Source organism: Kitasatospora cathayae (assembly GCF_027627435.1).
GTDB classification, from domain to species: Bacteria; Actinomycetota; Actinomycetes; order Streptomycetales; family Streptomycetaceae; genus Kitasatospora; species Kitasatospora cathayae.
The window spans coordinates 5,163,058-5,188,031 of the sequence record NZ_CP115450.1 but is presented as its reverse complement, the minus strand read 5'-3'; the positions used below and the strand labels follow the sequence as shown (position 1 = coordinate 5,188,031).

The following is a 24,974-nucleotide window of genomic DNA, read 5'->3' as shown; positions in this document are numbered from 1 at the left end:
CCACGATGACGATCACCCAGGACCCGTGGGAGACCCTGCGGACCAGCGCCCTGCTCGGCACCGACCGGCGCCCGCTCCCGGCCACCGGGCTGCCGCTGGCCGACGCCGTGGATACCTCCGACCCGGCCACCGCCCTGCTGGAGCTGGCCGCGCTGGCCACCGTCCGCCGCCGGGCCGGTGCCCTGCCCGTACCGGCCACCGAGCCGCCCGGGCCGCCCGCGCCCGAGGACCCCCGCCCGGAGATGCCGGAGGCCGCCGCCCGCCGGCTGGCCGTCCTGCTCGCCGGGCGCACCGGCGGCAACGGTGGCGGCACGCTGGCCAACCTGGCCGAGCTGCTGCCGCAGTGGCTCACCAGCGCCCGGCTCGAGGGCCGGCGGCCGCCCGCCGCGCTGATACCCGGGCTGCTCGACGCCGCCCGTGCGCGCAGCGAACTGCGCGGCGACGCCGTCGCGTTGGCCGGTCCGCTGGGCCGCTGGCTGGCCTCGCAGAACCCGGACTGGCGGTTCGTGCTGCGCACCACCGCCCCCGAGCCGGACCACCAGCCGGGCGACCCGACCGATCACCGACTGTGGCACGAGGGCCTGTTCGCCGAGCGGGTCACCCACCTGACCCTGCTGCGCCGCCGCGACCCGGCCGCCGGGCTGGAGCTGCTGCGCAGCACCTGGTCCACCGAGCGCGCCGAGGACCGGCTGCTCTTCCTGGACGCCCTGCAGGACGGCCTCTCCCCCGCCGACGAACCGTTCCTGGAGGCCGCCCTGGGCGACCGCAGCAAGAACGTCCGCGCCACCGCCGCCGAACTGCTCTCCAGCCTGCCCGGTTCGGCGCTGGCCCAGCGGATGGCCGAGCGGGCGCGGGTCGCCGTCCGGCTCGCCGACAGCGGCACCCACCTGCTGGTCACCCCGCCCGCCGAGTGCGACGAGCGGATGCAGCGCGACGGCATCGCCCCCAAGTCCCCCACCGGGCGCGGCGAACGGGCCTGGTGGTTCGGCGAAGTGGTGGCCGCCACGCCGCTGGCGGTCTGGCCGGAGAGCACCGGGCTGACACCCGAGCAGTTGCTCGCCCTGCGGGTCGGCGACAGCGTGGACGAGACCAGCAGCAGCTGGGCCGACGACCTGCGCGAGGCCTGGGCGCGCGCCGCCGTGCGCCAGCACGACGCCGACTGGGCCCGGGCGCTGCTCGGCCCGGCGCCCGTCCCGCCGAGCCGCGGCGCCGGCCGGGCCCGGGGCGCGCGCGTCACCGGTGCCCCGTCCAAGCTGCTGGCCGTCCTCCCGCCCGAGGAACGGGCCGCCTGGACGGCCGCCTTCATCGAGGTGCACGGCCTGGGCGACGCCTTCCAGCTGCTCGGCGCCTGCGCGACCCCGTGGACGCCACCGCTGTCCACCGCGGTGGTGACGGCGCTGGCCCGGGCCGCGGCCTCCGGCGCGTACCCGTGGAGCCACAGCGGGGTGCTCGGGATGACGGAACGCGCGCTCGCCCCGGAGACGGCCGACGCGGTGGAGGAGCTGGCCGCCGGAGCCTCCCCGGACTCCGCCTGGTCGGAGACCTTCGCCCGGCTGGCCGGGACGCTGCGCTTCCGGGCCGCGATGCTCGCCGAACTGGCCGGCTGAGAACGGCTGAGAACGACCGAGCGGGCCGGTCCACGACGGACCGGCCCGCTCAGCGGATGTCGATGATCAGCCCGCGGCGCGCAGGTTGGCCTCGACCCACGCCACCACATCCCGGGTGGGCGTGCCCGGGGTGAAGATGTCCGCGACGCCCATCGCCTTGAGCTCGGCGATGTCCTCGTCCGGGATGATCCCGCCGCAGAAGACCTTGATGTCCGCCGCGTCGCGCTCCTTCAACAGCTCCAGCACCCGCGCGCACAGCGTCATGTGGGCGCCGGAGAGGATCGACAGCCCGATGCCGTCCGCGTCCTCCTGGATCGCGGTGTCGACCACCTGCTCGGGCGTCTGGTGCAGCCCGGTGTAGATGACCTCCATGCCGGCGTCGCGCAGGGCGCGCGCGATGACCTTGGCGCCACGGTCGTGACCGTCGAGCCCCGGCTTGGCGACCACCACACGGATCGGCCCCGACACACTCATCACTGCCTCCTGGACCTCGTCGTCCATCATCCGACCGGACCTCGTGGGCCCACGGGTGCGGTTAACGCGGTTAACGCTCGATAACCAACCAACCTGAGGGGAGATTAGCGCCACCCGGCCCGGTTGGCCGAGCCGCCTCCCAAGAGGAGGGCAAAGTCACAGCCGCAGGCCTTGCTACCAGTCGGTATACCCGTCCGCGGACCTCCCGTACAGCCACTGCGCGGCTCCCCGAGCGCCCCCTTGACATCCGGCGGTTTTTCCGGGGTGTCGGGCGTGGGACTACAGTCACCGCTGTTCACCTCACAAGATGACGTGCCCGAGGCCCACCGAGGAGGCAGCCCCCGATGGCTCCCGAAGCAGCCGCCCGTCCGACCCGTGCGGAGCTGCGCCTCGCCGCCCGCGAGCAGTCCCGCGCCCAGCGCCGCGGTGCCGCCAGGGTCGCCAGGGCCGCCACCCGAGCCGCGCTGTTCCGGGTCGCCGTCCCGTCGGTGGCCGCGCTCGGGGTCGCCGGGGCGGCGGGGATCACGGTGGTCCAGGAGCAGGCCCACCAGGTGCCGCCACAGGCGTCGGCGGCCGACGCCCCCGACCGCACGGCCGCCCGGCAGGCCGCCCAGCAGGCCGCCGACGCCGACCAGGCCGCCCAGGCCTCGCGCGGCGACGCCCGTCAGCCGTTGTCCGCCGCCCAGCCCACCGCCACCCCGACCGCGCAGCCGACCGCCGAACCGGCCAAACCCAAGGTGGTCATGCCGGTGGCCCAGCACGGCCTCGGCGAGCTGTTCGGCGCGGCCGGCACCCACTGGATGAACCGGCACACCGGCATCGACTTCCCGGTGGACGGCGGGTCCGAGGTGTACGCCGTCACCGACGGCACGATCCGGACGCAGTGGAACCCGTTCTACGGCTACATGTCGATACTCAAGATGCCGGACGGCACCGAGGCCTGGATGTGCCACCTGCGGGCGTACAAGGTCCGCAAGGGGCCGGTGAAGCAGGGCGACGTGATCGCGTTCGTCGGCAGCAGCGGCAACAGCACCGGGCCGCACCTGCACTTCGAGATCCGACCGCCGGGCAGCGGGCCGGTCGACCCGCTGCCCTGGTTCCTCTCGAACGGGCTGGACCCGCGCTGACCGGGGAAGGTCAGAGCTTCTCGACCGGCGCGTAGCGCAGGACCAGCCGCTTGCGGCCGCCGGAGCCGAAGTCCACCTCGGCCTGCGCGTTGTCGCCGACGCCCGTCACGCCCACCACCGTGCCCAGCCCGAAGGTGTCGTGGGTGACCCGGTCGCCGACCGCGAGCGCGGCGACCTCGCGATCCACCATCCTGCCGGTGCGCCGGGCCGACTGACCCCAGCCCGCCTTCGGCATTGCCGCCGACGCCGCCGAGGACCCAGCGGAGCGTGAACTCCCGCCCCCGGACGAGGACTTGCCCCAGGACGAGCCCGAGGAGAAGCCGCGCTGGACCGGCGCCTGCGCCGCCCCCGTCCGCTTCCACTCGACCAGCGTCTCCGGGATCTCCTCCAGGAAGCGCGAGGCCGGGTTGTAGGCCGGCTGCCCCCAGGCGCTGCGCAGTACCGAGCGGGTCAGGTAGAGCCGCTCGCGGGCCCGGGTGAGCCCCACGTAGGCGAGCCGGCGCTCCTCCTCCAGCTCCTTGACCTGGTTGAGCGCCCGCATGTGCGGGAAGATCCCGTCCTCCATGCCGGTCAGGAAGACCACCGGGAACTCCAGGCCCTTGGCGGTGTGCAGGGTCATCATCGTGATGACGCCCTGCCCGTCCTCGTCCTCATCGGGACTTCCTCCTTCTGTCCCGTACTGCTTCGCATCCGGGAGCTGATCGGAGTCGGCGACCAGCGCGACCCGCTCCAGGAAGTCGGCCAGCGAGCCGACCGGCGGTGCGCCGTCCTCCCCGGCGTCCGGCCGCTCGCCCGGGTCCTGCTCGTACTCCAGCGCCACCGAGGCGAGCTCCTGCAGGTTCTCCACCCGGGTCTCGTCCTGCGGGTCGGTGGAGGCCTGGAGTTCGGCCAGGTAGCCGGTCTCCTCCAGGACGGCCTCCAGCACCGCCGCCGGGCCCGCGCCCGACTCGACGACCTGGCGCAGCCCGGCCATCAGGGTGTTGAACTTCTTGACGGCGTTGGCCGAGCGCGCGGCCATCCCGTACGCCTCGTCCACCCGCACCAGCGCCTGGGCGAAGGAGATCCGCTCCCGCGCGGCCAGCGCGTCGATCATCGCCTCGGCCCGCTCGCCGATGCCGCGCTTGGGCACGTTGAGGATCCGGCGCAGCGGCACGGTGTCCTCCGGGTTGGACAGCACCCGCAGGTACGCCAGGACGTCCCGGACCTCCTTGCGCTCGTAGAAGCGCACCCCGCCGACCACCTTGTACGGCAGGCCGACCCGGATGAACACCTCCTCGAACACGCGGGACTGGGCGTTGGTGCGGTAGAAGATCGCGACGTCGCCGGGCCTGGCCTCGCCCTTGTCGGTGAGCCGGTCGATCTCGTCGGCGATGAACTGGGCCTCGCCGTGCTCGTCGTCCGCGACGTAGCCGATGACCTTCTCGCCGTGCTCGCCGGCCGTCCAGAGCTTCTTCTCGCGGCGGTTGGCGTTGCGCTCGATGACGGCGTTGGCGGCGCTCAGGATGGTCTGGGTGGAGCGGTAGTTCTGCTCCAGCAGGATCGTGGTCGCGTTCGGGTAGTCCTCCTCGAACTGGAGGATGTTGCGGATGGTCGCGCCGCGGAAGGCGTAGATCGACTGGTCCGCGTCACCGACCACGCACAGTTCGGCCGGCGGCACCTCGGCCAGCCGCCCGGCGGCCGGGTTCACCGGCTCGCCGTCGACGGTGCGCCTGGGGGCGTCGGCCACCGAGCCGCCGGTCAGCTCGCGCACCAGGGTGTACTGGGCGTGGTTGGTGTCCTGGTACTCGTCGACCAGGATGTGCCGGAACCGGCGGCGGTAGTGCTCGGCGACGTCCGGGAAGGCCTGCAGCAGGTTCACCGTCGTCATGATGATGTCGTCGAAGTCGAGCGCGTTGGCCTCGCGCAGCCGCCGCTGGTAGAGCGCGTACGCCTCGGCGAGCTTCTTCTCCATCGGGTTGGCGGCCTGGTCGGCGAAGGTCTCCTCGTCGATCAGCTCGTTCTTCAGGTTGCTGATCTTCGCCGTGAAGGACTTCGGCGGGAACTGCTTCGGGTCCAGGTCGAGGTCGCGGCAGACCAGCGACATCAGCCGCTGCGAGTCGGCCGAGTCGTAGATCGAGAAGCTGGAGGTGAAGCCCAGCACCTTGGACTCGCGGCGCAGGATCCGCACGCAGGCGCTGTGGAAGGTGGACACCCACATCGCCCGGGCGCGCGGGCCGACCAGCGCCTCGACGCGCTCGCGCATCTCGCCGGCCGCCTTGTTGGTGAAGGTGATCGCCAGGATCTCGCCCGGCTGCACCCCGCGGGCGCCCAGCAGGTGGGCGATCCGGTGGGTCAGCACCCGGGTCTTGCCGGAGCCGGCGCCGGCCACGATCAGCAGTGGCGAGCCGGCGTGCAGCACGGCCTCGCGCTGCGGGTCGTTCATCCCCTCCAGCAGCTGCGCCGGGTCCACCACCGTCCGGGCGGCGCCGTTGCGGTACCAGGCGTCCCGCTCGGCCTCGGCGGCATGGTCGGTGTGGAACAGCCCCTCCGGGATCGCCTCCTCGTACGCGTCGTACGGAACCTCGTCCTCGTACGGCGGGGGCTCCTCGTCGATCGCGTCGGCGGGCGCGGCGGGCTGCTTCGACCCGGCGGCGGGTGCCTCGAAACCGGGGAGCGGGAGGTCGTCAAAGAGGCTACTCATGGCACTGACGAGTCTATGGCCACCCGCGGACAAGCCCGTCCGGCCGGACGGATCCGACCGGACGGGTTCGAGGGCGCGGCCTCAGACCAGGCGGCGGGCGGTGGCCCAGCGGGTGAGTTCGTGGCGGTTGCTGAGCTGGAGCTTGCGCAGGACGGCGGAGACGTGGCTCTCGACGGTCTTCACCGAGATGAAGAGCTGTTTGGCGATCTCCTTGTAGGCGTAGCCGCGGGCGATCAGCCGCAGCACCTCGCGCTCGCGCTGGGTGAGGCGGTCCAGGTCCTCGTCCACCGGCGGGGTGTCGGTGGCGGCGAAGGCGTCCAGCACGAAGCCGGCCAGCCGGGGCGAGAAGACGGCGTCGCCGTCGGCGATCCGGAAGATCGCGTCGACCAGGTCGGTGCCGGTGATGGTCTTGGTGACGTAGCCGCGGGCGCCGCCGCGGATGACGCCGATCACGTCCTCGGCGGCGTCCGAGACGGACAGCGCCAGGAACTTCACCCCTCCCTGCTCGCCCATCACGCCGACCGAGCGGCGCAGCACCTCGACGCCGCCGCCCCCGGGCAGGTGGACGTCGAGCAGCACCACGTCCGGCCTGGTCTCGGCGACCACGCGGACCGCCGAGTCCACGTCGTCGGCCTCGCCCACCACGTCGATGCCGGTCACCTCGGTGCGGCCGATCTCGGCCCGGACCCCCGTCCGGAACATCCGGTGGTCGTCCACCAGGACGACCCTGGCCGTGCGCTCCGGCGCTGCCTCAGTCATTCGTTCTCTCCATCTCCAGCTCGACCTCGGTGCCGCCGCCCGCCGCCGGCCGCACCCGAGCGGTGCCGCCGTGGCGCTTCATCCGGCCGATGATCGACTCCCGTACGCCCATCCGGTCCTCGGGCACCGTGTCGGGGTCGAAGCCGGGGCCGTGGTCGCGGACGAACACCGACACCGTCCTCCCCTCCACCTCGGCGTAGACCTGGACCGGTCCCCCGCCACCGTACTTGGCCGCGTTGACGGTCGCCTCCCTCGCGGCCTGCATCTGTGCCGCGATCCCCTCGTCCATCGGGCAGTCGCCGACGATCACCAGCTCGACCGGGACGCCGTGCCGGTCCTCGACCTCGGCGACGGCGGCCCGCAGGGTCTCCGCCATGGTGTCCGGCGCGGACTCGGCGGCGGCCTCCGGGCGGTACAGCCACAGCCGCAGCTCGCGCTCCTGGGAGCGGGCGAGGCGCAGCACCTCCTTGGGGTCCTCGGCCCGACGCTGGATCAGGGTCAGGGTGTGCAGCACCGAGTCGTGGATGTGCGCGGCGATCTCGGCGCGCTCCTGGGCGCGGATGCGGGCGGTGCGCTCGGCGCCGAGGTCCTGCCACAGCCGCAGGCCGTACGGGCCGAGCAGCACCAGCACGCCGGCCAGCACCGCGATCGAGGCCTCGATCACCGAGCCGAGGGTGGAGCCGCTGCCCTGCATCGCGAGCAGCGCGATGGTGCCGGCCACCGCGAGCAGCACGCCGGCGCCGACCCGGGTGTACGCGCCGCGCCGCCGCTCGCCCTCCTCGATGCCGAACCAGCGCTGCCAGCGCGAGTCGTCGGCCTGCCGCCAGACCAGCGCGACGCCGACGCCGATCGCGAGCAGCGGCCAGGTGTACGGCTTGGCGGTCTGCCAGCCGAGCACGTTCAGCAGGGCGATCAGGCCGATCACGACCATGACCAGGGCGGCGAGCTGCCCGATGCCGCCCTGCCCGGTCTTGGCGGCGGGCCGTTTCCCGGCCTCGGCGTCGTCCCCGACGGCGGGCGCCGCCATTACCGGCTCGCCCTGGAGGGCGTGCTGGAGCAGGACGCGCAGTCGGCCGATCCAGCCGCCGCGGGGCTTGGTCAGCGGCGTGCCCGGCCGCAGCCAGGGCGAGGTCGGGACGTAGACGCCGTTGACGTTCACCCAGTGGGTGCCGCCGCGCTGGGAGGGTTCGCCGATGCCGATCGGCACCACGAACCAGAACGCCGCGTACAGCAGCGCGCCGATCCCCTGCGCGAAGAACAGCAGCACGAAGGCCAGCCGCACCCAGCGGACCGGCAGCCCGAGGTGCACCGCGAGGCCGTGCGCCACGCCGCCCAGCATCCGCCCCTGCGGGCTGCGGTAGAGCCGGCGGTAGGGCGGGCGCCCGCCGTCGGGCACGTTCGGGTCGGCGCCCGCCGACGCCGCGGCGTCGGGGGCGAGGGGGCGGGGATCGGTACCGGGTGCTGCCACGCCACCGATGGTTCCACGCGGGCGCCTGCGGGCGCATCAGGGTGTGTCCCCCACACCTTTATCAGGGACGAGTCAGGGTACGGGCAGGGCCGTACCCGGTTGGGCCCGCCCGCCCGCTGCCGCAAGGATGGTGCCCATGACCGAGGACCACCGCATCCAGGAGGCCGGGCCCGCCGCCCCGCCGGCACCGGAACGCCCGCCGCTGACCAGGACGGAGCACCACCGCGTGGTGGCCGGCGTCTGCGGCGGCCTCGGGCGGCACCTGGACATCGACCCGGTGGTGTTCCGGGTGGTCACCGTGGTGCTCTGCCTCTCCGGCGGCCTCGGGCTCTTCCTGTACGGCCTGGCCTGGCTGATCGTCCCGACCGAGGACGGCGCGGACGGCAAGGGCCGCGGCGGGCGCACCGAGCTCCAGCGGGTGCTGACCGGCCGGGTCGACGGCCAGTCGGTCGGCGCGGTGCTGCTGACCGTGATCGGCACCGGGGTGTTCTTCTCCTCGATGGGCGACGGCGACCAGCTGTTCCCGCTGCTGCTGCTCGGCGGCCTGGTCTTCCTGGCGGTGCGCTACGACCCGGAGCGCCGCCGCGGCCGGGGCCGCGGGCGCCGCCACGGCGGCCCGTACGACCGGCACTTCCCCGCGTCCGAGGGCCACGGCTGGCCGCAGGACGAGGCCGCCCGGGCCCGGCACGCCGCCGACCGCGCCGCCGGGACCGTCCCCGCCGACTCCCCCGCCCCCGGCCCGAGCGGCTACCTGTGGGACCCCCGCCACCCCGAGCGCAACCCGTACGGTGCCGCCGACCCGGCCGGCCCCACGCCCGCATGGGGGTCCCCCCGGCCGGAGGCTGGGGGAGGCACCAAGGTGCCGCCGCCCGGCGGCCCGACCCAGGCCTGGTGGCAGCGCACCGACCTGCCGGAGGGCGACCCGCTGCGCAAGGAGCGCCCGGAGCGCCGCCGGGAGCCGGCCGCCGTCCGGCACCCGAGGGAGCGCTCGCCGCTCGGCTTCTTCGGCTTCCTGCTGGCGATCGGCGCGGCCACCGCGGTCTGGTCCGCCTCGGCCGGCCACACCGACGTCACCAAGCTGAGCACCGTGATGCTGGCGACCGGGCTGCTGGTGATCGGGCTGACCCTGCTGCTGGCCGCGAAGTTCGGCAAGGCACGCAAGCTCGCGGCGCTGGGCCTGCTGACCACCCTGGCGCTGGCCTTCACCGGCCACGCGCCGCACACCGTGCAGGACGCCGTCGGCGACCGCTCCTGGACGGTCGGCTCGGCCGCCGACCTGAAGGACCGCTACAACCTCGGTGCCGGCGACATCCGGCTGGACCTGTCCGGGCTCGACCCCGCCGGGACCACCCTCAGCACCAAGGTCGACCTGGGCGCCGGCGAGCTGGTGGTCACCCTGCCGCCGGACGTCACGGTGAACCTGGTGACCCGGGTCGGCCTGGGCAACGTCACCGTCCCCGGCGACCGCAACGACGGCACCGGACGGCACGTCTACCAGCTCAACCCGGTGGACGGCCGGCCGTCCAAGGGCACGCTCGATCTCCAACTCGGCCTCGGCCTCGGCGACATCAAGGTGGTCCAGCAGTGAGGAAGCACCGGCTCGACCTGTTCTCGCTGATCGCGGGCGGCCTGTTCACCGTGATCGCCGTGCTCTACCTGGTGGCGGCGCTCAACGACCGGTCGGTGAACGGACGGATCGTCGTCCCGGTCACCTTCATCGTGCTCGGCGTGGGCGGCCTGGCCGGCGCGGTCGCCGCGGTGGCCCGGCGGGGCAGGCCGGACCGGGAGGAGTAGCCCTCGTACGAAGAGCTCAGCTCTGCAGCGGGCCCAGGGTCAGCTTGTCGCCGTCCTTGCTGACGCCGTACCTGGGCAGCGGCTTGACGGCCGGCCCGTTGACCACCGCGCCGGTCGCGGCGTCGAACCGGGAGCCGTGGCAGGGGCAGGACAGCTGGCCGTTCTTCGGCGCGTCCACGGCGCAGCCGGAGTGGGTGCACACCGCGGAGAAGGCGCAGTACTGGCCGGCCTTGGGCTGCACGATGTAGACGGCGTCCCCGGTGACCGGGTCCTTGACCTGGGCCGAGCCGCCGACCGGCACGCTCGCCGCGGCCACCGTGGGGGCGGCCACCGTGGGGGCGGGCGCCGTGGCGCCGGTGGTCGGGGCGCCGGTGGTCGGGGCGCCGGGAGCCGCGGACGCGGACTGCTTGGGCGCGGCCTGCCTGCCCCGGCCGAAGGTGCGGGTCAGCGAGCCGGTCAGCAGTCCGGCGCCGCCGATCGCGACCGCCGCGATCCCGCCGTCCACCAGCGCCCGGCGCTTGACGTGCTCCTCCGTCAGCCCCCGCTCGCGGTCCCGCCCGGCCCGGCCGGCCAGGTAGCCGTCCACCGACAGGTACGGCGTACCGGCCAGCAGCAGCGGCGTCCAGGCCATCAGGTAGCCGAGGTCGTTGCCGAGGTAGTACGGCGAGACGTTCCAGCTGACGGTCAGCCACAGGCTCAGGTTGATCAGCGCGCCGCCGAGCGCCGCGACCCGGCCCCACAGGCCGAGCAGGGTGCCGAGGCCGACCGCCAGCTCACCGAAGGCGATGGCCAGCGCGGACAGGATGGGCGTGTGCAGTGCGGGGCCGAGCAGGAAGGCGATCGGGCTGCCGCCGGCCTCGGCGGCCTGGGTCTGCGAGAGGAAGGAGGCCGGGTCGCCCGCCCCGGCCAGGAAGTGCGCGTCGGAGAGCTTGTCCAGGGCGGCGTAGACGAAGGTGACGCCCAGGAACAACCGCAGCGGCAGCAGCGCGTACCGGGACGCGAACGCCCGCCGCCGCTCCGCCCGGGCGGCCCGGTCGGCCGCTCCCCCGTCGACCGCCTCGGAGCTGCTGACCTCCGACATCCCGCACACCTTCCCTCGCGGCCTGCCACTCCCTGACAGGTCCGGTCCGCATTCTGCCCGCTCCCGCCCGCTTTCGGTGGGACCTCCCACCCGGGCCCGCCCGGGGGAACGAACGGCCGCGCCGCCGCTCCCGCGTACGGGAACGACGGCGCGGCCGTTCGGCTCCGGCTCAGCGGCGCGGGAGTGCTACTCCCACTCGATGGTGCCCGGCGGCTTGCTGGTGACGTCGACGACGACGCGGTTCACGTCGCGGACCTCGTTGGTGATCCGGGTGGAGATCCGGGCCAGCACGTCGTACGGCAGGCGCGACCAGTCGGCGGTCATGGCGTCCTCGGACGAGACCGGACGCAGCACGATCGGGTGACCGTAGGTGCGGCCGTCGCCCTGCACGCCCACGCTGCGCACGTCGGCGAGCAGCACGACCGGGCACTGCCAGATCTCGCGGTCCAGACCGGCCGCGGTCAGCTCCTCGCGGGCGATCGCGTCGGCGTCGCGGAGCAGGTCCAGGCGTTCCTTGGTGACCTCGCCGACGATCCGGATGCCCAGGCCCGGGCCCGGGAACGGCTGGCGCTGGACGATCTCCTCCGGCAGGCCCAGCTCCTGGCCGACCATCCGGACCTCGTCCTTGAACAGCTTGCGCAGCGGCTCGACCAGCTGGAACTGCAGGTCCTCGGGCAGGCCGCCGACGTTGTGGTGGGACTTGATGTTGGCGGTGCCGGTGCCGCCGCCGGACTCCACCACGTCCGGGTACAGGGTGCCCTGCACCAGGAAGTCGACCGACTCGCCGTGCGCGCCGGCCTCGGCGACGATCTCGGCCTGGGCCTGCTCGAAGACCCGGATGAACTCACGGCCGATGATCTTGCGCTTCTCCTCGGGGTCGGTGACCCCCTTCAGCGCGTTCAGGAAGCGCTCGGAGGCGTCGACGACCTTCAGCTGGACGCCGGTGGCGGCCACGAAGTCCTTCTCGACCTGCTCGGTCTCGCCCTTGCGCATCAGGCCGTGGTCGACGTAGACGCAGGTCAGCCGGTCGCCGATGGCCTTGTTGACCAGGGCGGCGGCGACCGCGGAGTCCACGCCGCCGGACAGGCCGCAGATCGCGCGCTTGTTGCCGACCTGCTCGCGGATCAGGGCGATCTGCTCCTCGACCACGCTGCCGGTGGTCCAGGTCGGGGCGATGCCGGCGCCGCGGTAGAGGAAGTGCTCCAGGATCTGCTGGCCGTGGTCGGAGTGCAGCACCTCGGGGTGGTACTGGACGCCGTACAGCCGGGCCTCGTCGTTCTCGAAGGCCGCGACCGGGACCACGTCGGTGGAGGCGGTGACGGTGAAGCCCTCCGGGGCGGCGGAGCAGGCGTCGCCGTGCGACATCCACACCGAGTGCTGCGCGGGGACGCCCTCGAACAGGGTGGAACCGGTGCGGGAGACGGTCAGCGGGGTGCGGCCGTACTCGCGGGCGCCGGTGTTGTCGACGGTGCCGCCCAGGGTCTTGGCCATCAGCTGGAAGCCGTAGCACATGCCGAAGACCGGGACACCGGCCTCGAAGATCGCGCGGTCGAGCTGCGGCGCGCCCTCTTCGTAGACCGACGACGGACCGCCGGAGAGGATGATCGCCTTCGGGTTCTTGGCGAGCATCTCGGCGACCGGCATGCTGCTCGGCACGATCTCGCTGTAGACCCGCGCCTCACGCACCCGACGGGCGATGAGCTGGGCGTACTGGGCACCGAAGTCGACCACCAGGACGGTGTCGTTGTCCGGCACGGACTGGACGGGAATTGCAGAGGACACAGACGGCCTTCCGGCAGCGGTATCGAGGTGTCGCGCGGAACCGCCTCCCCGGGCAGGGGCTGCGGCGGCGGACGGGTGTGGGGTGTCTGGACACCGATTCTACCGGGCTGTCCGGTTTCACTCGTCTGCACGTCCAAGGAACCGTGACCGGGAGCGCCCGCCCTTCGTTGCTTCTGACGACCGGACGGCCGCGCCGCGTCCGCCAGACGCGCCGCCGCCGCCCCCTACCGGGGGCACCGCCGTACGGACTGCAGGACCACGCGTGGAGCTTCACCCCAGTCCACCGGCGCGCGTGGCGCCGCCGCCCCGGCCCGCCGGGGCGGCGGCGCCGTGGGACCGTGCGCGGGTGCCGCGGCCGGCCAGCAGGGGACAGCGACCCCGGCCGCGACTGGGCCGAGAGGTGGGACGGCCGGCTCCCGGGGACGCCCGGGGGTCGGCCGTCACACCGATCGTCCGGTCCGGGGCGCGCCCCGGCGCATTCCCCCTCCGTCCCGCGCCGCTACGCGCGTCCCCGTGCGCCGTAGCCCCTGGACCACTACTCAACGTGATCATTCGACGCGCTGTCATCGGCCGGCAGGCTGGCTCCAACCTCGCCGAACCGGTTGCAGAGCAAGCCCTCCGTCCAGCACGATGCTCCGTGTGAACGGTTCTCCCGGCGGCTGGCAGGCCTACCGCGGAGGCCCGGACGGATGTCTCCGCCGTCGCCGCGCAGGAAGGCGACAGCGGTTTTCACTTCACGCTCCGTGAGCGGAGAACCGGCGCAGACCTGCCCGCCGACCCGCCGCCGCACGGGCGCGTGCCCCGCTCCGCCGGCCACCCACGTCGGCACCGAAGGGGCACGACCACGAGCCAACCGACAGGACGGCGCTCCTCCCCCGGCGCCGTCACCTCCAGCACCGGCGCAGCCCTGACGCCGAGTGCTGAGCGACAAAGGGCCCCGTTCCCCCGCGGGGCCCTTTGCCCTTTTCCCGCCCTTTTCGCGCGCTACGGGTGGTCGCGCCAGACCGTCGGGTCGACCGGCTCCTCCGGCGGCCGCGGCGCGTCCGCCGGCAGCGGCGTCCCGGCGGCAGGGGCGGGCGGCGCGTCGTGCGAGCCGAGCACCTCGCCCACCTCGACCACCTGCGCGTCCGTCGGCCCGGCCGGGTACGGCGGCACCTGCGGAGGCAGGCCGGGCGGCACAGGCCCCTGCGGCGGCACCCCGTACACCGGGGCGCCCTGCCCGGGAACCGGCGGGGCCGGGTACGGCACCTGCGGCGGCACCGCCCCGTACGGCCCGTACGGCGCCGCGCCGGGCGGCACCGCCCCGTACGGCGCCGGCCCACCCCGCCCGCCCAGCGACGCCAGCAGCGCTGGCACCAGCAGCGCACCGACCAGTGCCCAGACCACACTGGCCACCAGCACGCTGAGGAACACCAGGCTCACCGAGCCGTCCGCGGTCATGGCCGAGTCGTTCACGCCGCCGAAGCTCCCGGAGGTCGGCGACTGGACGGACATCGAGGTGCTGAACAGCCCACCGGACGCCGCCGACAGCGCGATGAGCAGCGCGGCGTACACGGTCGCCAGCCGGAGCCGGTCGGCCGCGTCCAGCTGCCGCCGGTAGGCCGTCCAGCCGAGCAGGAACGCCGCGGCGAGCGCCAACAGGCCGGTCCAGCGCCAGTCGGCCGTCTCGCCGTGCAGGTCGAAGAAGGAGAACTCCCGGTGGCTGTCGTGGTCCTCGCTCCAGCCCGGGACGGGGCTCGCGGTGCTGTTCGCCTGGAGGGTCGCGCCCGAGCCCAGGCCCAGCAGCAGCAGGCCGAGGTTCGGCAGGAAGGCCAGCGAGAGCGCCGTCTGCCCGCCGTCGTCGCTGGTGGCCGCGACCAGCACGAAGGCCGTCACCGAGGCCAGACCGAGGGTCAGTGCGAGCGCCTGGCCCGCCGTCAGCGCGGCCACCGCCCAGCCGCGCACCGCCCGGCTGCGCCAGGCGGCCCAGCGCAGCGCGTCGGTGCCGTAGACGGCGAAGGCCAGCAGCCCGCCCACCACGAGGGCCCAGCCCACCGCCCACAGCCAGCCGGAGTCCGTGCTGAAGGACGACTTCCCGAGTCCCGAGCCCGAGCCGTAGTAGTCGGAGTCGCCGTAGGCGTTCCCCGGGTTCCAGCTGCTGCCGGCGACCAGTCCGAGCACCACGGTCACCAGTCCGAGCACCACCGCCGTGCGCAGCGCCTCGCCGGCCGCCTGGCCGCGGGTCAGCTGGGAGCCGTCGGCCTTGCGCCGGCGCAGCCCGGCCCGCAGGCCGAGCCAGAGCGCCAGGCACCACAGGACGGTGACGGTCATCGGCACGACCCAGAGGGTGACCTCCAGGGTCTCCGAGCGGCTCCTGGTGATCGGGTTGTCGAAGCCGATCCGGAACGGCGCGCCCAGCGCGTTCAGCGCCATCGCCAGGGTGGAGAGGAGGCGGTCGCCGAAGTCGGGCGTCCGGAAGGCCTGGTCGTAGGTGTAGTCGCCCGGGATCGCCGCTGCCAGCGCCGCCAGCAGCAGCACCACCGTCGGCCCGACGGCGGCCCGCAGCGCCGGGCGCCAGTTCGTGCCGGTCAGCCAGCGCACCACCGGCGACTGGGCGGCCTGCGGGTCGTACGGCTGCCCCGCGCCCCAGCTGCCCACCGTGGGCGGGCCGCCGACCGGCGGGTACCCGGCGCCCGGGCCGGGCGGCGGGTAGGCCCCCGGGGACCCGGTGGGCGGCGGTCCGTAGCCGGGGGCGGACTGCGGTACGGCGGGCAGCGCGACGGCCGTCGGGGGCGGGGGTGCCGTCGGCCGTCCGCACGAGCCGCAGACGGGCGCCCCCTCCACCGAAGTCGCGCCGCACGATGCGCAGTTGGCCATGGACCGCATTCCCCCCGCTCGACGAGTTCCTGGTCCCCCAGGGAGCCCGTTTATCCCATCGGACCCGAACAGCTGTCAACCAGGAAACGGACCGAGCTGGTTGGCCCACCCGGCCCGGTTCAGCCGTGCTTCTTCGGGACCTCCGGGACGGGCAGCAGCGGCAGTCGCAGCGCACCGAAGGCGCCCTCCGGCACGGCCGGGCGCACCGGCGCGACCGGGTCGACCCGGCGGTAGGCCTCGCCCTGGGCCGGGCGCCGGTCCGCCTCGCCCTTGTTGGGCCACATCGACAGCGCGCGCTCGGCCTGCGCGGTGATGGTGAGCGAGGGGTTGACGCCCAGGTTGGCGGAGACGGCCGCGCCGTCCACCACGCTGATCCCGGGGTGCCCGTACAGCCGGTGGTACGGGTCGACCACGCCGGTCTCGGGGGCGTCGCCGATCGGGCAGCCGCCGAGGAAGTGCGCGGTCATCGGGATGTCGAAGATCTCGCCGACGGTGCTGCCCGGGAAGCCGTTGATCTCGTCGGCCAGCGCCTGGGCGCCCTGCTCGGCGGCCGGGATCCAGGTCGGGTTGGGGGTGCCGTGGCCCTGGCTGGAGGTGAGCCGGGGCTTGCCGAGCGGGCCCTTCTTGAGCGAGACGGTGATCGAGTTGTCCAGCGACTGCATCACCAGGCCGATGATCGTCTTCTCGGACCAGCCGCGCTGGTTCATCGAGCGGGCGAAGGTCACCGGGTGGAGCGCCGAGTTGCCCAGGTAGCGCAGCCAGCGCGGGACCTTCCCGCCGCCCTTGACCTGGGCGATCGACAGCGCGCCCATCGCGTTGGAGCCCTTGCCGTAGCGGACCGGCTCGATGTGGGTGTTCGCGTCCGGGTGGATCGAGGAGGTGATCGCGACGCCCTTGGTGAAGTCCGCCTTGGTGCCGTAGCGCCGGTCGGTGGTCTGCGCGCCCACCAGCGCCTCGGAGTTGGTGCGGGTCAGCTCGCCCAGCCGGTCGGAGATCCGGGGCAGGTGGCCGGCGTCGCGCATCCGGTGCAGCAGCGACTGGGTGCCGTAGGTGCCGGCCGCGACCACCACCCGGGCGGCGGTGATGGTCCGGGCGCCCGCCTTGACCCGGTCGGTCCGCGACCGGGAGTCGGTGCGGCGCACGTCCACCGCGTAGCCACGGTTCCCGTCGGCTTCGCCGAGCTCGCGGATCCGGACCACCGTGGTCAGCGGGTGGATCTCCGCGCCGCCCCGCTCCGCCAGGTACAGGTAGTTCTCGGTGAGCATGTTCTTGGCGCCGTGCCGGCAGCCGGTCATGCACTCGCCGCACTCCACGCAGGCCTTGCGGGCCGGGCCGGCGCCGCCGAAGTACGGGTCGGCGACCTCCTCGCCGGGCGCCGCCTCGGCGGTGCCGTCGGTGTCCTTGCCGTCCCCGAAGAAGACCCCGACCGGCGCCATGTGGAAGGTGTCCCCGACGCCCATCTTCTCGGCCGCCGCCTTCAGGTGGACGTCGGACGGGGTGACGGTCGGGTTCAGCCGGACCCCGAGCATCCGCTGCGCCTGGTCGTAGAACGGCGCCAACTCCTCCTGCCAGTCGGTGATGTGGCGCCACTGTCGGTCCTCGAAGAACGCCTTCGGCGGCACGTACAGGGTGTTGGCGTAGTTCAGCGAGCCGCCGCCGACCCCGGCGCCGGCCAGGATCAGCACGTTCGCCAGCAGGTGGATCCGCTGGATGCCGTACAGCCCGAGCCGCGGCGCCCACAGGTAGTTCGGCAGGTCCCAGGAGTTGCGCGGCAGTTCGTCCCGGTCGAAGCGCCGCCCGGCCTCCAGGACGGCGACCCGGTAGCCCTTCTCGGTCAGCCGCAGCGCCGCGACCGAACCGCCGAAGCCGGAGCCGACCACGACCACGTCGTAGTCGAACTCCGCCGAACCGCCGGACTCCACCATCTGCCACTGCTCCTTCGAGGGGTCGAACCTGCTTGGGGGGAAGCGAGTTGTCGCTACTTGAAGCGCAGCGCCCTGAGCGCCCGCAGCCCGCCGGTCAGCACCGCGGCGAACTGCTTGTCGTCCAGCCCGAACGAGGGCGCGATCGGCATCATCCGCTGGGTGGCGATGGTCTGCGCCTCGGTGAAGCGCAGGATGCCCTCGGCGCCGTGCCGCCGGCCCAGCCCCGAGTCGCCCATGCCGCCCATCGGCGCGGCGACCGAGCCGTACGCGGCCGCGTAGGCCTCGTTGACGTTGACCGTCCCGGTGCGCAGCCGGGCCGCGACCGCCCGGCCGCGGCGCAGGTCCCTGGTCCAGACGCTGGAGTTCAGGCCGTACGGCGTGGAGTTGGCGGCGGCCACCGCCTCCTCCTCGGTGTCGAAGCGGTAGACCGAGACGACCGGGCCGAAGGTCTCCTCGCCGCAGACCGCCATCTCCGGGGTCACCCCGTCCAGGACGGTCGGCTCGTAGAAGTACGGGCCGAGGTCGGGCCGGGCCCGCCCGCCGGTCAGCACGGTGGCGCCGGCCTTGACCGCCTCCTCCACGTGCCGGGTGGTGGTCTCCAGCTGCCGGGCGGAGACCAGCGAGCCCATGTCGGCGCCGTACGCCAGGCCGCCGCCCAGCCGCAGCGCCCGGGTGCGGGCGACGAAGCGCTCCAGGAACCGGTCGGCCACCGAGCGGTGCACCAGCAGCCGCTCGATCGAGATGCACAGCTGCCCGGCCGAGGAGAAGCAGGCCCGTACGGCGCCCGCGGCGGCGGCGTCCAGGTCGGCGTCGGCGAGCACCAGCATGGCGTTCTTGCCGCCGAGTTCGAGCGAGGCGCCGACCAGCCGGGCGGCGGCGCGCTGGGCGACCTCGCGGCCGGTGCGGGTGGAGCCGGTGAAGGAGACGTAGTCGGCGTGCTCCACCACGGCGGGGCCGATCACCGGGCCGTCGCCGATCACCACCTGCCACAGGTCGGCCGGCAGCCCGGCCTCGATCAGCAGTTCCCGGGCCCACAGCCCGGTCAGCGCGGTCTGGGTGTCGGGCTTGTTGACCACCGCGTTGCCGGCCACGAAGGCGGGCAGCAGGTCCCCGACGCACAGCTCCAGCGGGTAGTTCCACGGCGAGATGTGGCCGATCACGCCCTTGGGGCGGCGGGCCTCCACGGTGTGGGTGAGCACCGGCAGCGCACCGCCGCGGCGGCGGTCCTTCAGGTAGCCCTGCGCGGCGCGCCCGTAGTGCCGGGCGGCCGTGGCGACGGCCAGGACCTCCTCGAAGGCGTGCAGCCGGGCCTTGCCGGTCTCGGCCTGGACCAGGTCCAGCGCCTCGTCCTGCCGCTTGAGCAGCAGGTCGTGGAAGCGCAGCAGCACGGCGGCGCGGCGGCGCACCGGCAGCGCGGCCCAGGCGGTCTGGGCGCGGCGGGCCAACTGGAAGGCGACCTCGACGTCGGCCGGGGTGGACTGCGGCAGACCGGCCAGCCGCTCACCGGTCAGCGGGGCGACGGTCTCCACCACACTGGGCTCCGCGGTGGCGGTGACCCCGGTGGCCAGCCGGTCGACCAGGGACCGGGGGACGGCGGCCGCGACGGTCCGCCCGCCGCCGGGAGCGGCCGGGTTGCCGCCCACGGGGGAGGCGCCGGGGTGTTCGGTGGCCACTGCATCTGCTGTGAGGTCCGACATACGGCGCAGCCTAGGCCTTCGGCGGCCGGTGCGGTACCCGTCGGTAACAAGAATCTGCCGCAGTCGGGCGAAAGCGGGGCGCTCCGCCCTTACGGCACTGCGTCAGCGGGTCGGCGTGAAGCCGTTGAGCACCGTGGTGAAGCGCTGGAAGGCCTCCGTCCAGTCATTGCCCTTGTCGGGACTGGACGAGTAGATCGCGTAGGCGGTGCCGTCCTCGTCGATGAACTCGGTCTCGATCGCGCGCCGGCGACCGCCCTCCTTGGCCGCGTAGCTGAACTCCCAGACTGCCGCCTCGTGACCGTTCACCGCGGTGCTCGCCATCCGGTGCTGCTTGTAGTCCTTGAGCGACTTGGAGACGCTGACCTCCATCTCCCGCATGTGGTCCAGCGGCTTGACCGACTGGCCGACGGTGACCGCGAACTGCAGGTAGTGCACCTTGTTGTCGGGGCTGTAGAAGATCTGGTTGTTGTCGGTCCCGAGGATGCGCTGCCAGGCCGGGTTCCCGGTCGGCAGCGGGAAGCGGAAACCGGCCGGGTCGTCGACCCAGCGGTAGCCGGCGGGCGCGGGCGCCCCCGGGGTCGGGGTGCCGGTCGCCAGCTCGTCGGTGGGCTCGGTCGTGTCCGGCTGCGCGGTCGGGGTGGGGTCGGCGGCCGGGGAGCCGGCCAGGTGCCGGGTGACGAAGAAGGTCGCCCCTGCCGCCAGCACGCCGACCGCCAGCACGATGGCGACGAGCTTCATCCGGTTGCGGCGTCCGGCCGGACCACGGGCGGGCGCAGCGGAGTACGCGACCGGCGCTCCGACGGCGGTGTGCGCCTGCGCAGCGGCGGGCACGCCCCCGGCGGGGTGCTGAACGGCGGGCGGAACCGTGCCCGCAACGGCGGTCACGGCAGTAGCCGGACGCGGATCGGTCGGGTCCTCCGAGCCCTTGGACACCGGCTCCGCGGCCCCTTCCGGCCCCCCGCTACGGTCCACCAGCGGCACCGACTGGGTGGGCACCCGCACCGGCGCGGCCGACGGCCCCACCGTCGTCAGCCCCATGGTGTGCCCGGCCTGCACCTCGGCCAGCATCCGCGCCGCCTCGTCCGCGCTCGGCCGGTCGGCCGGGTCCTTGGCCATCAGCGCGGCCAGCACCGGCCCGAGCGGCCCGGCCCGGCGCGACTCCGGCAGCGGCTCGTCGACCACCGCGGCCAGCGTGGTGATCGGCGAGTCCCGGCGGAACGGCGACTGGCCCTCGACCGCCGCGTACAGCGTCGCCCCGAGCCCCCACAGGTCGGAGGCCGGCCCGGGCCGCTCGCCCTGGGCGCGCTCGGGCGCCAGGTAGTCCGGCGAGCCGACCAGGTCGCCCGGCCGGGTCAGCTCGGTCGAGCCCTCGTACTTCGCGATGCCGAAGTCCAGCAGCACCACCCGCCCGGTGCCGCGCTCCAGCAGCACGTTGGCCGGCTTGACGTCCCGGTGCAGCACGCCGAGCTGGTGGCCGCGGTGCAGCGCGGCGAGCACCTGGCTGCCGACCTCGGCGGCGGCGCGCGGCGGCAGGGTGCCGTCCTGGCTGATCACGTCGGCCAGCGAGCGGCCGTCGACCAGCTCCATCACGATCCACGGCCGGCCGTCCTGCTCCAGCACGTCGTGCACGGTGATCACACCGGGGTGCTTGATCCGGGCGGCGGCGCTGGCCTCGCGCTTCATCCGGGTGTGCAGGATCTGCAGGTCCTCCTCCGGCAGGTGGTTGACGGTCAGCTCCTTGACCGCGACCTCGCGGTCCAGCATCCGGTCCCAGGCCCGCCAGACCGTGCCCATCCCGCCCCGGCCGAGCCGCTCGCCGAGCTCGTACCGCCCGGCCAGCAACCGCTCCGCCTCGGCCGCCTCCGGCCGGTCCTGCACGCCCATCGGCGACCGCTCCCCCTCTCGATTCCACCTGCCGTCACCGCGGCGGAAAGCCCGCTGCAGACCACTGTTCGAACAGATCTCACGCACACCCTAGGCGCACCTCGCCGCGCCCGGTAATCTCGCCCGCCCCCCGGACCTGCGGACCGGTGGGCGACCGGACCGTCAGCCCGCGAACAGCACCACGGCAACCATGCCCAGCACCAGCAGCAGGAACACGCCCCCCACCAGCAGCGGCCCGAGCAGGGCCGGGGACATCCGCGAAGTCCTCCCGCCGCCGGCCCGCACCGCCACGGACTCCGGCGCGACCCGCTCCGACCGGCCGCCCCGCCCGCGCCGACGCGGCCGCAACGGCACCAGCGGCGCCTCCGGCTTCAGCTCCACCTCCCGCGCCGCCCGCTCCTCGTCGGCCGGCTCCGGGGCGCCCGCCAGCAGCGCCGCCAGCTCGCCCCGCACCGCCTGCGCGGTCGGCCGCAGCGTCGGGTCCGGCTGCAGCAACCGCTCGGCCAAGGGTGCCAACGGCCCGCAGACCGCCGAGGGTTCACGCCGCCCGTCCCGGACCGCCGTCACCAGCTCCGGCACGCCGACCTCCGGGAACGGCGGGCGGCCGGTGACCATCCGCTGCATCAGAACTCCGAGCGCCCAGCAGTCCCCCGCCGGGCCGCCGTCCAGCGGCCAGCGCTCGGCCACCGGACCGACCAGAGTGGCCCGGACGTCGTACCGGCGGCGCCCGCCCGGCCCGCCGAGGTCCTCCGCCAGCGCCTCCTGCGCCACCCCGGCGAGCAGCCCGCCGAGCATCGCCGCGCCGTCCTCGCAGACCAGCACCGATTCGGCGGTCATGTTGCCGTGGGAGAGCCCGGCCTCGTGCAGCGCCCGCAGCGCGCCGGCCAGGTCCGCCGCCAACTCGGCCGCCCGGTACGGCGGGAGCGGCCCGGCGGTGAGCAGCTCGGCCAGCGTCCGGCCCGCCGGGCGCTCCTCCACCGTCCACAGCAGCTCGCCGTCGACGAAGGCGCCGACCCCGCGCAGCAACCGCGGGTGCCAGGACGGCGCGGTCGAGCCGACCGCCGCCACCCGCCGCACCAGCCGCTCCCCGTGCGCGGGATTCGGCTCGTCCGGGTCCTGACCGCCGGTCAGCAGCGCGGGCAGCTCCACGGCGCTCAGCAGCACCGATTCACCGGTGCGCTCGTCCACCGCGAAGGCGCGCAGCAGTTCGGGACGGTCCGTCAACCGGTACCGACCCGCCAACAACTGGCCGGGGCCGCCTCGCATGCCAGTTCCTCTCGCTCACCGAACAGCCTACTGAGCGGCTCCTTTACGCTCGATCCATGGACTGGACCGATCTGATCGACACCGCCTTCAAGGTGGCGGGCAACAGCAACCGAGCCAACCAGGCCGAGGCCGTCCGCACGGTCGAAGCGGCCGTGATCGACGGCGAGGAGCCGGTCGCCTCCACGGCCGGGCGCCACCCCGACCACTTCCGCAAGGGCGTGCTGGTGCTCACCACCCACCGGCTGCTCTTCCTGAAGGACGGGAAGCCGCCGGTACCGGTTCCGCTCGCGGCCGTCACCGACACCACCGTGACCCGGACCAAGTTCAACGGCGAGGTGCTGACGGTCGTCGCGCTGACCGGCTCCCACCGCTTCGAGGAGGTGGTCAAGGCCGAGGTCTTCGCCGAGCAGCTCCGCGCGGCCGCCCGGATCGCCCGCACCGCCCGGCCGCAGGCCCCGGCCCCCTCCGACGCCGCCCCCGGCGAGCAACTCCTCGACCAGCTCGAGCGCTTGGCCGCCCTGCGGACCTCCGGCGCGCTCACCGAGGAGGAGTTCAGCCGCGCCAAGCAACGCCTGATCGGCTGACCCCTACGGCGCCGGCTGGAAGGTGTTGAAGACGACGTCCCGGACCGGGGCCTGCGCGGCCCACTGCGCGTCCGGGACGATCCAGTAGATCGAGTAGCCGTACTTGGCCGGGTTTCCGGTCACGAAGCCGCGGTTGAGCGAGTGCATCCGGGGCGTGCCGTTGGTCCACTCCCAGTCCGCCGCGTTGGTCCACTGCCGGTAGTTGATCGCCGCCAGGTTCAGCCGCCGGTAGTTGGTCACCTGACCGCGGACGTTGGGCTCGGATTCCTGCCAGTCGGCGAGGGCGCTGGCGCCGGGCGAGGTGGTCCACTCGATCCGCAGCTGGCTGCCGTCGGCGGGGTTCTTGAAGATCCGCCGGTTGGAGTCAGACCCGGCCGGCTGCAGCCAGTCCGGCAGGACGACGGAGAAGCCGCTCGGGTCCTGGTACGCGTGGTAGCCGGCCGGGACCGGGCCGCCCGCGGTCTGGGCCGGGGCCGGGTCGGTGGCCGGCGGCTGGGCCGCCGTGGTGGCGGGCGCGGGCGGTGCCGCGGCGGAGGAGGAGGAATCCGCCGTGGCGGTCGGCTCGGTGGCCGTCCCGGCGGGAGCGGGCTCGCTGGACGGCGCCGCCGGGCTCTGGCTCGGCGTGGCCCCGGTGGTCGCCGCGACCGGCGAGGTGGCGCCCGCGCTGTGGGTGCTCGCCCCCTTCGCGCCGCCGTCCCCGCCGCCCACGGCCTGGACCACCGCGACGATCCCGGCGATCAGCAGCAGCACCAGCACCACGGTGACCACCGCCAGCCGCCGCCGGCCCTTGCGCGGATCGGCCCCGGCCGCCTGGGTCGCGCCCATCGTCCACTCGCTGGTCACCGGCCGGATCGGCTCGGCCGCCGGCGCCGGCGCAGGCGCCTGGGCGAGCTCGGCGTCGGCCTTCGCGACGGGCTCCTCGTCCCGGGCCCGGCTGCCCACCCGGACCGTCCCCAGCAGCCCGCCCACGGTCCGCTTGGGCGTCTCCTCCGCCTTGGCCGCTTCCCCGGCCTTCTGGTCCTCGCCCTCGGTCTTCTTCCCCGCCGAGTCCCCGACGACGGCCGACTGCCCGACCGGCATCGCGTGCTCGGTCGTCGACTCGGCCTTCGCGGTCGCCTCCGCGACCACCCGCTTGAGCATCGACCGGGTCTGCGAGGCGTCCAGCCGCTTCGCCGGGTCCTTCTCCAGCAGCCCCTCGATCACCGGCAGCAGCGGCCCGGCGTTCGCCGGCGTGGCCAGTTCCTCGGTCATCACCGCGGTCAGGGTGGCCAGCGCCGAACCGCGGTCGTACGGCGGCCGCCCCTCGACCATCGCGTACAGCGTGCCGCCCAGCGACCAGAGGTCGGCAGGCGGCCCGGGCTTCTGCCCGCGCGCCCGCTCCGGGGATATGTACGAGGGCGCGCCGACCAGCATCCCGGTCGAGGTGATCGAGGCGTCGCCCTCCACACTGGCGATCCCGAAGTCGGTGAGCACGACCCGGCCGTCCTCGCCGATCAGCACGTTGGACGGCTTGACGTCCCGGTGCAGGATGCCCAGCGCGTGCGCCGCGCTCAGCACGCCGAGCACGTCCAGCGCGATCTCCGCCGCCCGGGCGGGCGCCAGCGGCCCGTCCTCCCGGACGACGTCGGCCAGCGAGCGGGACTCGACCAGCTCCATGACGATCCACGGCCGGTCGTCCTCGTCGACCACGTCGAAGACGGTCACCGCCGAGTTGTGCCGGATCCGCGCGGTGGCCTTCGCCTCGCGCAGCGTCCGGACGATCAGCCGGTGCTTCTCCTCCTCCTCGACGCTGGCGTTCATCCGCAGTTCCTTGACCGCGACGGTCCGGCCCAGCATCTCGTCCTCGGCGCGCCAGACGGTACCCATGCCACCGCGTCCGAGCACGCCGTTCAGCCGGTAGCGGCCGGCCAGGAGGCGGCCGGTGGAACCCTGCGCCTGGGTCATTCGGAACGTTCCCCCATGTGCTGCTGGCGGTCGAGGTGACGGCGCA

General features: G+C 74.2%; 17 protein-coding genes and 1 pseudogene. 5 read left to right on the top strand and 13 right to left on the bottom strand.

Translation table 11 applies throughout. The features are described 5' to 3' along the window. Window positions 1-5 precede the first annotated feature (5 nt). Window positions 6-1,607 carry a DUF5691 domain-containing protein gene (locus O1G21_RS23215; protein WP_270146518.1) on the top strand — a complete coding sequence of 534 codons (1,602 nt, stop codon included), beginning with the start codon at window positions 6-8 and terminating at the stop codon, window positions 1,605-1,607. 66 nt (window positions 1,608-1,673) lie between these two features. Here O1G21_RS23215 and O1G21_RS23210 read toward each other — a convergent pair whose 3' ends face one another. After that, a complete protein-coding gene (locus O1G21_RS23210) occupies window positions 1,674-2,081 on the bottom strand; it encodes a cobalamin B12-binding domain-containing protein (RefSeq protein WP_270146517.1) in 408 nt (135 codons plus the stop codon). Between the two features lie 344 nt (window positions 2,082-2,425). On the opposite strand from O1G21_RS23210, the gene O1G21_RS23205 reads away from it, so the two are divergent. Next, complete coding sequence (locus tag O1G21_RS23205) at window positions 2,426-3,208, top strand: M23 family metallopeptidase (protein ID WP_270146516.1); 783 nt, start codon at window positions 2,426-2,428, stop codon at window positions 3,206-3,208. A 10-nt stretch (window positions 3,209-3,218) separates the two neighbouring features. On the opposite strand, the gene pcrA is transcribed toward O1G21_RS23205, so the two are convergent. The 3 genes from pcrA to O1G21_RS23190 form a co-directional block, all read right to left on the bottom strand. Next, entirely contained in the window at window positions 3,219-5,888 is a 2,670-nt protein-coding gene (gene pcrA / locus O1G21_RS23200) for a DNA helicase PcrA (RefSeq protein ID WP_270146515.1), read from the bottom strand. Between the two features lie 81 nt (window positions 5,889-5,969). Next, the gene (locus O1G21_RS23195; protein WP_270146514.1) at window positions 5,970-6,647 is read right to left on the bottom strand and encodes a LuxR C-terminal-related transcriptional regulator; all 678 of its coding nucleotides are present in this window, start codon (window positions 6,645-6,647) and stop codon (window positions 5,970-5,972) included. Then, window positions 6,640-7,986, bottom strand: a complete 1,347-nt coding sequence (locus tag O1G21_RS23190) for an ATP-binding protein (RefSeq protein ID WP_270151196.1) — start codon at window positions 7,984-7,986, stop codon at window positions 6,640-6,642. The genes O1G21_RS23195 and O1G21_RS23190 overlap by 8 nt, the downstream gene beginning before the upstream one ends. Window positions 7,987-8,251: 265 nt before the next feature. On the opposite strand from O1G21_RS23190, the gene O1G21_RS23185 reads away from it, so the two are divergent. Both O1G21_RS23185 and O1G21_RS23180 read left to right on the top strand, forming a co-directional pair. Beyond that, entirely contained in the window at window positions 8,252-9,703 is a 1,452-nt protein-coding gene (locus O1G21_RS23185; RefSeq protein WP_270146513.1) for a PspC domain-containing protein, read from the top strand. Continuing rightward, entirely contained in the window at window positions 9,700-9,909 is a 210-nt protein-coding gene (locus tag O1G21_RS23180; protein ID WP_270146512.1) for a hypothetical protein, read from the top strand. Before O1G21_RS23185 ends, O1G21_RS23180 begins: the two co-directional genes overlap by 4 nt. Window positions 9,910-9,925: 16 nt before the next feature. On the opposite strand, the gene O1G21_RS23175 is transcribed toward O1G21_RS23180, so the two are convergent. From O1G21_RS23175 to O1G21_RS23140, 8 genes and pseudogenes are all read right to left on the bottom strand, one after another. Then, window positions 9,926-10,210 (bottom strand): QcrA and Rieske domain-containing protein, encoded by a 285-nt coding sequence (locus tag O1G21_RS23175; RefSeq protein WP_270151194.1) that lies wholly within the window; start codon window positions 10,208-10,210, stop codon window positions 9,926-9,928. 252 nt (window positions 10,211-10,462) lie between these two features. Continuing rightward, window positions 10,463-10,990 (bottom strand): annotated as a pseudogene (locus tag O1G21_RS23170) (DoxX family membrane protein); the annotation flags it as partial. A 186-nt stretch (window positions 10,991-11,176) separates the two neighbouring features. Next, complete coding sequence (gene guaA / locus O1G21_RS23165; RefSeq protein ID WP_405000697.1) at window positions 11,177-12,745, bottom strand: glutamine-hydrolyzing GMP synthase; 1,569 nt, start codon at window positions 12,743-12,745, stop codon at window positions 11,177-11,179. A 1,011-nt stretch (window positions 12,746-13,756) separates the two neighbouring features. Next, a complete protein-coding gene (locus tag O1G21_RS23160; protein WP_270146510.1) occupies window positions 13,757-15,628 on the bottom strand; it encodes a hypothetical protein in 1,872 nt (623 codons plus the stop codon). Between the two features lie 119 nt (window positions 15,629-15,747). After that, window positions 15,748-17,553: a GMC oxidoreductase gene (locus tag O1G21_RS23155; RefSeq protein WP_270146509.1), complete on the bottom strand. Its 1,806-nt coding sequence runs from the start codon at window positions 17,551-17,553 to the stop codon at window positions 15,748-15,750. Between the two features lie 53 nt (window positions 17,554-17,606). Beyond that, a complete protein-coding gene (locus O1G21_RS23150; RefSeq protein ID WP_270146508.1) occupies window positions 17,607-19,250 on the bottom strand; it encodes a succinic semialdehyde dehydrogenase in 1,644 nt (547 codons plus the stop codon). Between the two features lie 102 nt (window positions 19,251-19,352). After that, on the bottom strand, window positions 19,353-21,134 hold the full coding sequence (locus O1G21_RS23145) for a serine/threonine-protein kinase (RefSeq protein ID WP_270146507.1): 1,782 nt from the start codon (window positions 21,132-21,134) through the stop codon (window positions 19,353-19,355). 162 nt (window positions 21,135-21,296) lie between these two features. Continuing rightward, a complete protein-coding gene (locus O1G21_RS23140) occupies window positions 21,297-22,400 on the bottom strand; it encodes a protein kinase domain-containing protein (RefSeq protein WP_270146506.1) in 1,104 nt (367 codons plus the stop codon). A gap of 56 nt (window positions 22,401-22,456) precedes the next feature. Between O1G21_RS23140 and O1G21_RS23135 the strand changes: the two genes are divergently transcribed. Then, window positions 22,457-22,984 carry an SHOCT domain-containing protein gene (locus tag O1G21_RS23135; RefSeq protein ID WP_270146505.1) on the top strand — a complete coding sequence of 176 codons (528 nt, stop codon included), beginning with the start codon at window positions 22,457-22,459 and terminating at the stop codon, window positions 22,982-22,984. Window positions 22,985-22,987: 3 nt separating this feature from the next. On the opposite strand, the gene O1G21_RS23130 is transcribed toward O1G21_RS23135, so the two are convergent. After that, a complete protein-coding gene (locus O1G21_RS23130; protein WP_270146504.1) occupies window positions 22,988-24,928 on the bottom strand; it encodes a serine/threonine-protein kinase in 1,941 nt (646 codons plus the stop codon). Between the last annotated feature and the right edge of the window lie 46 nt (window positions 24,929-24,974).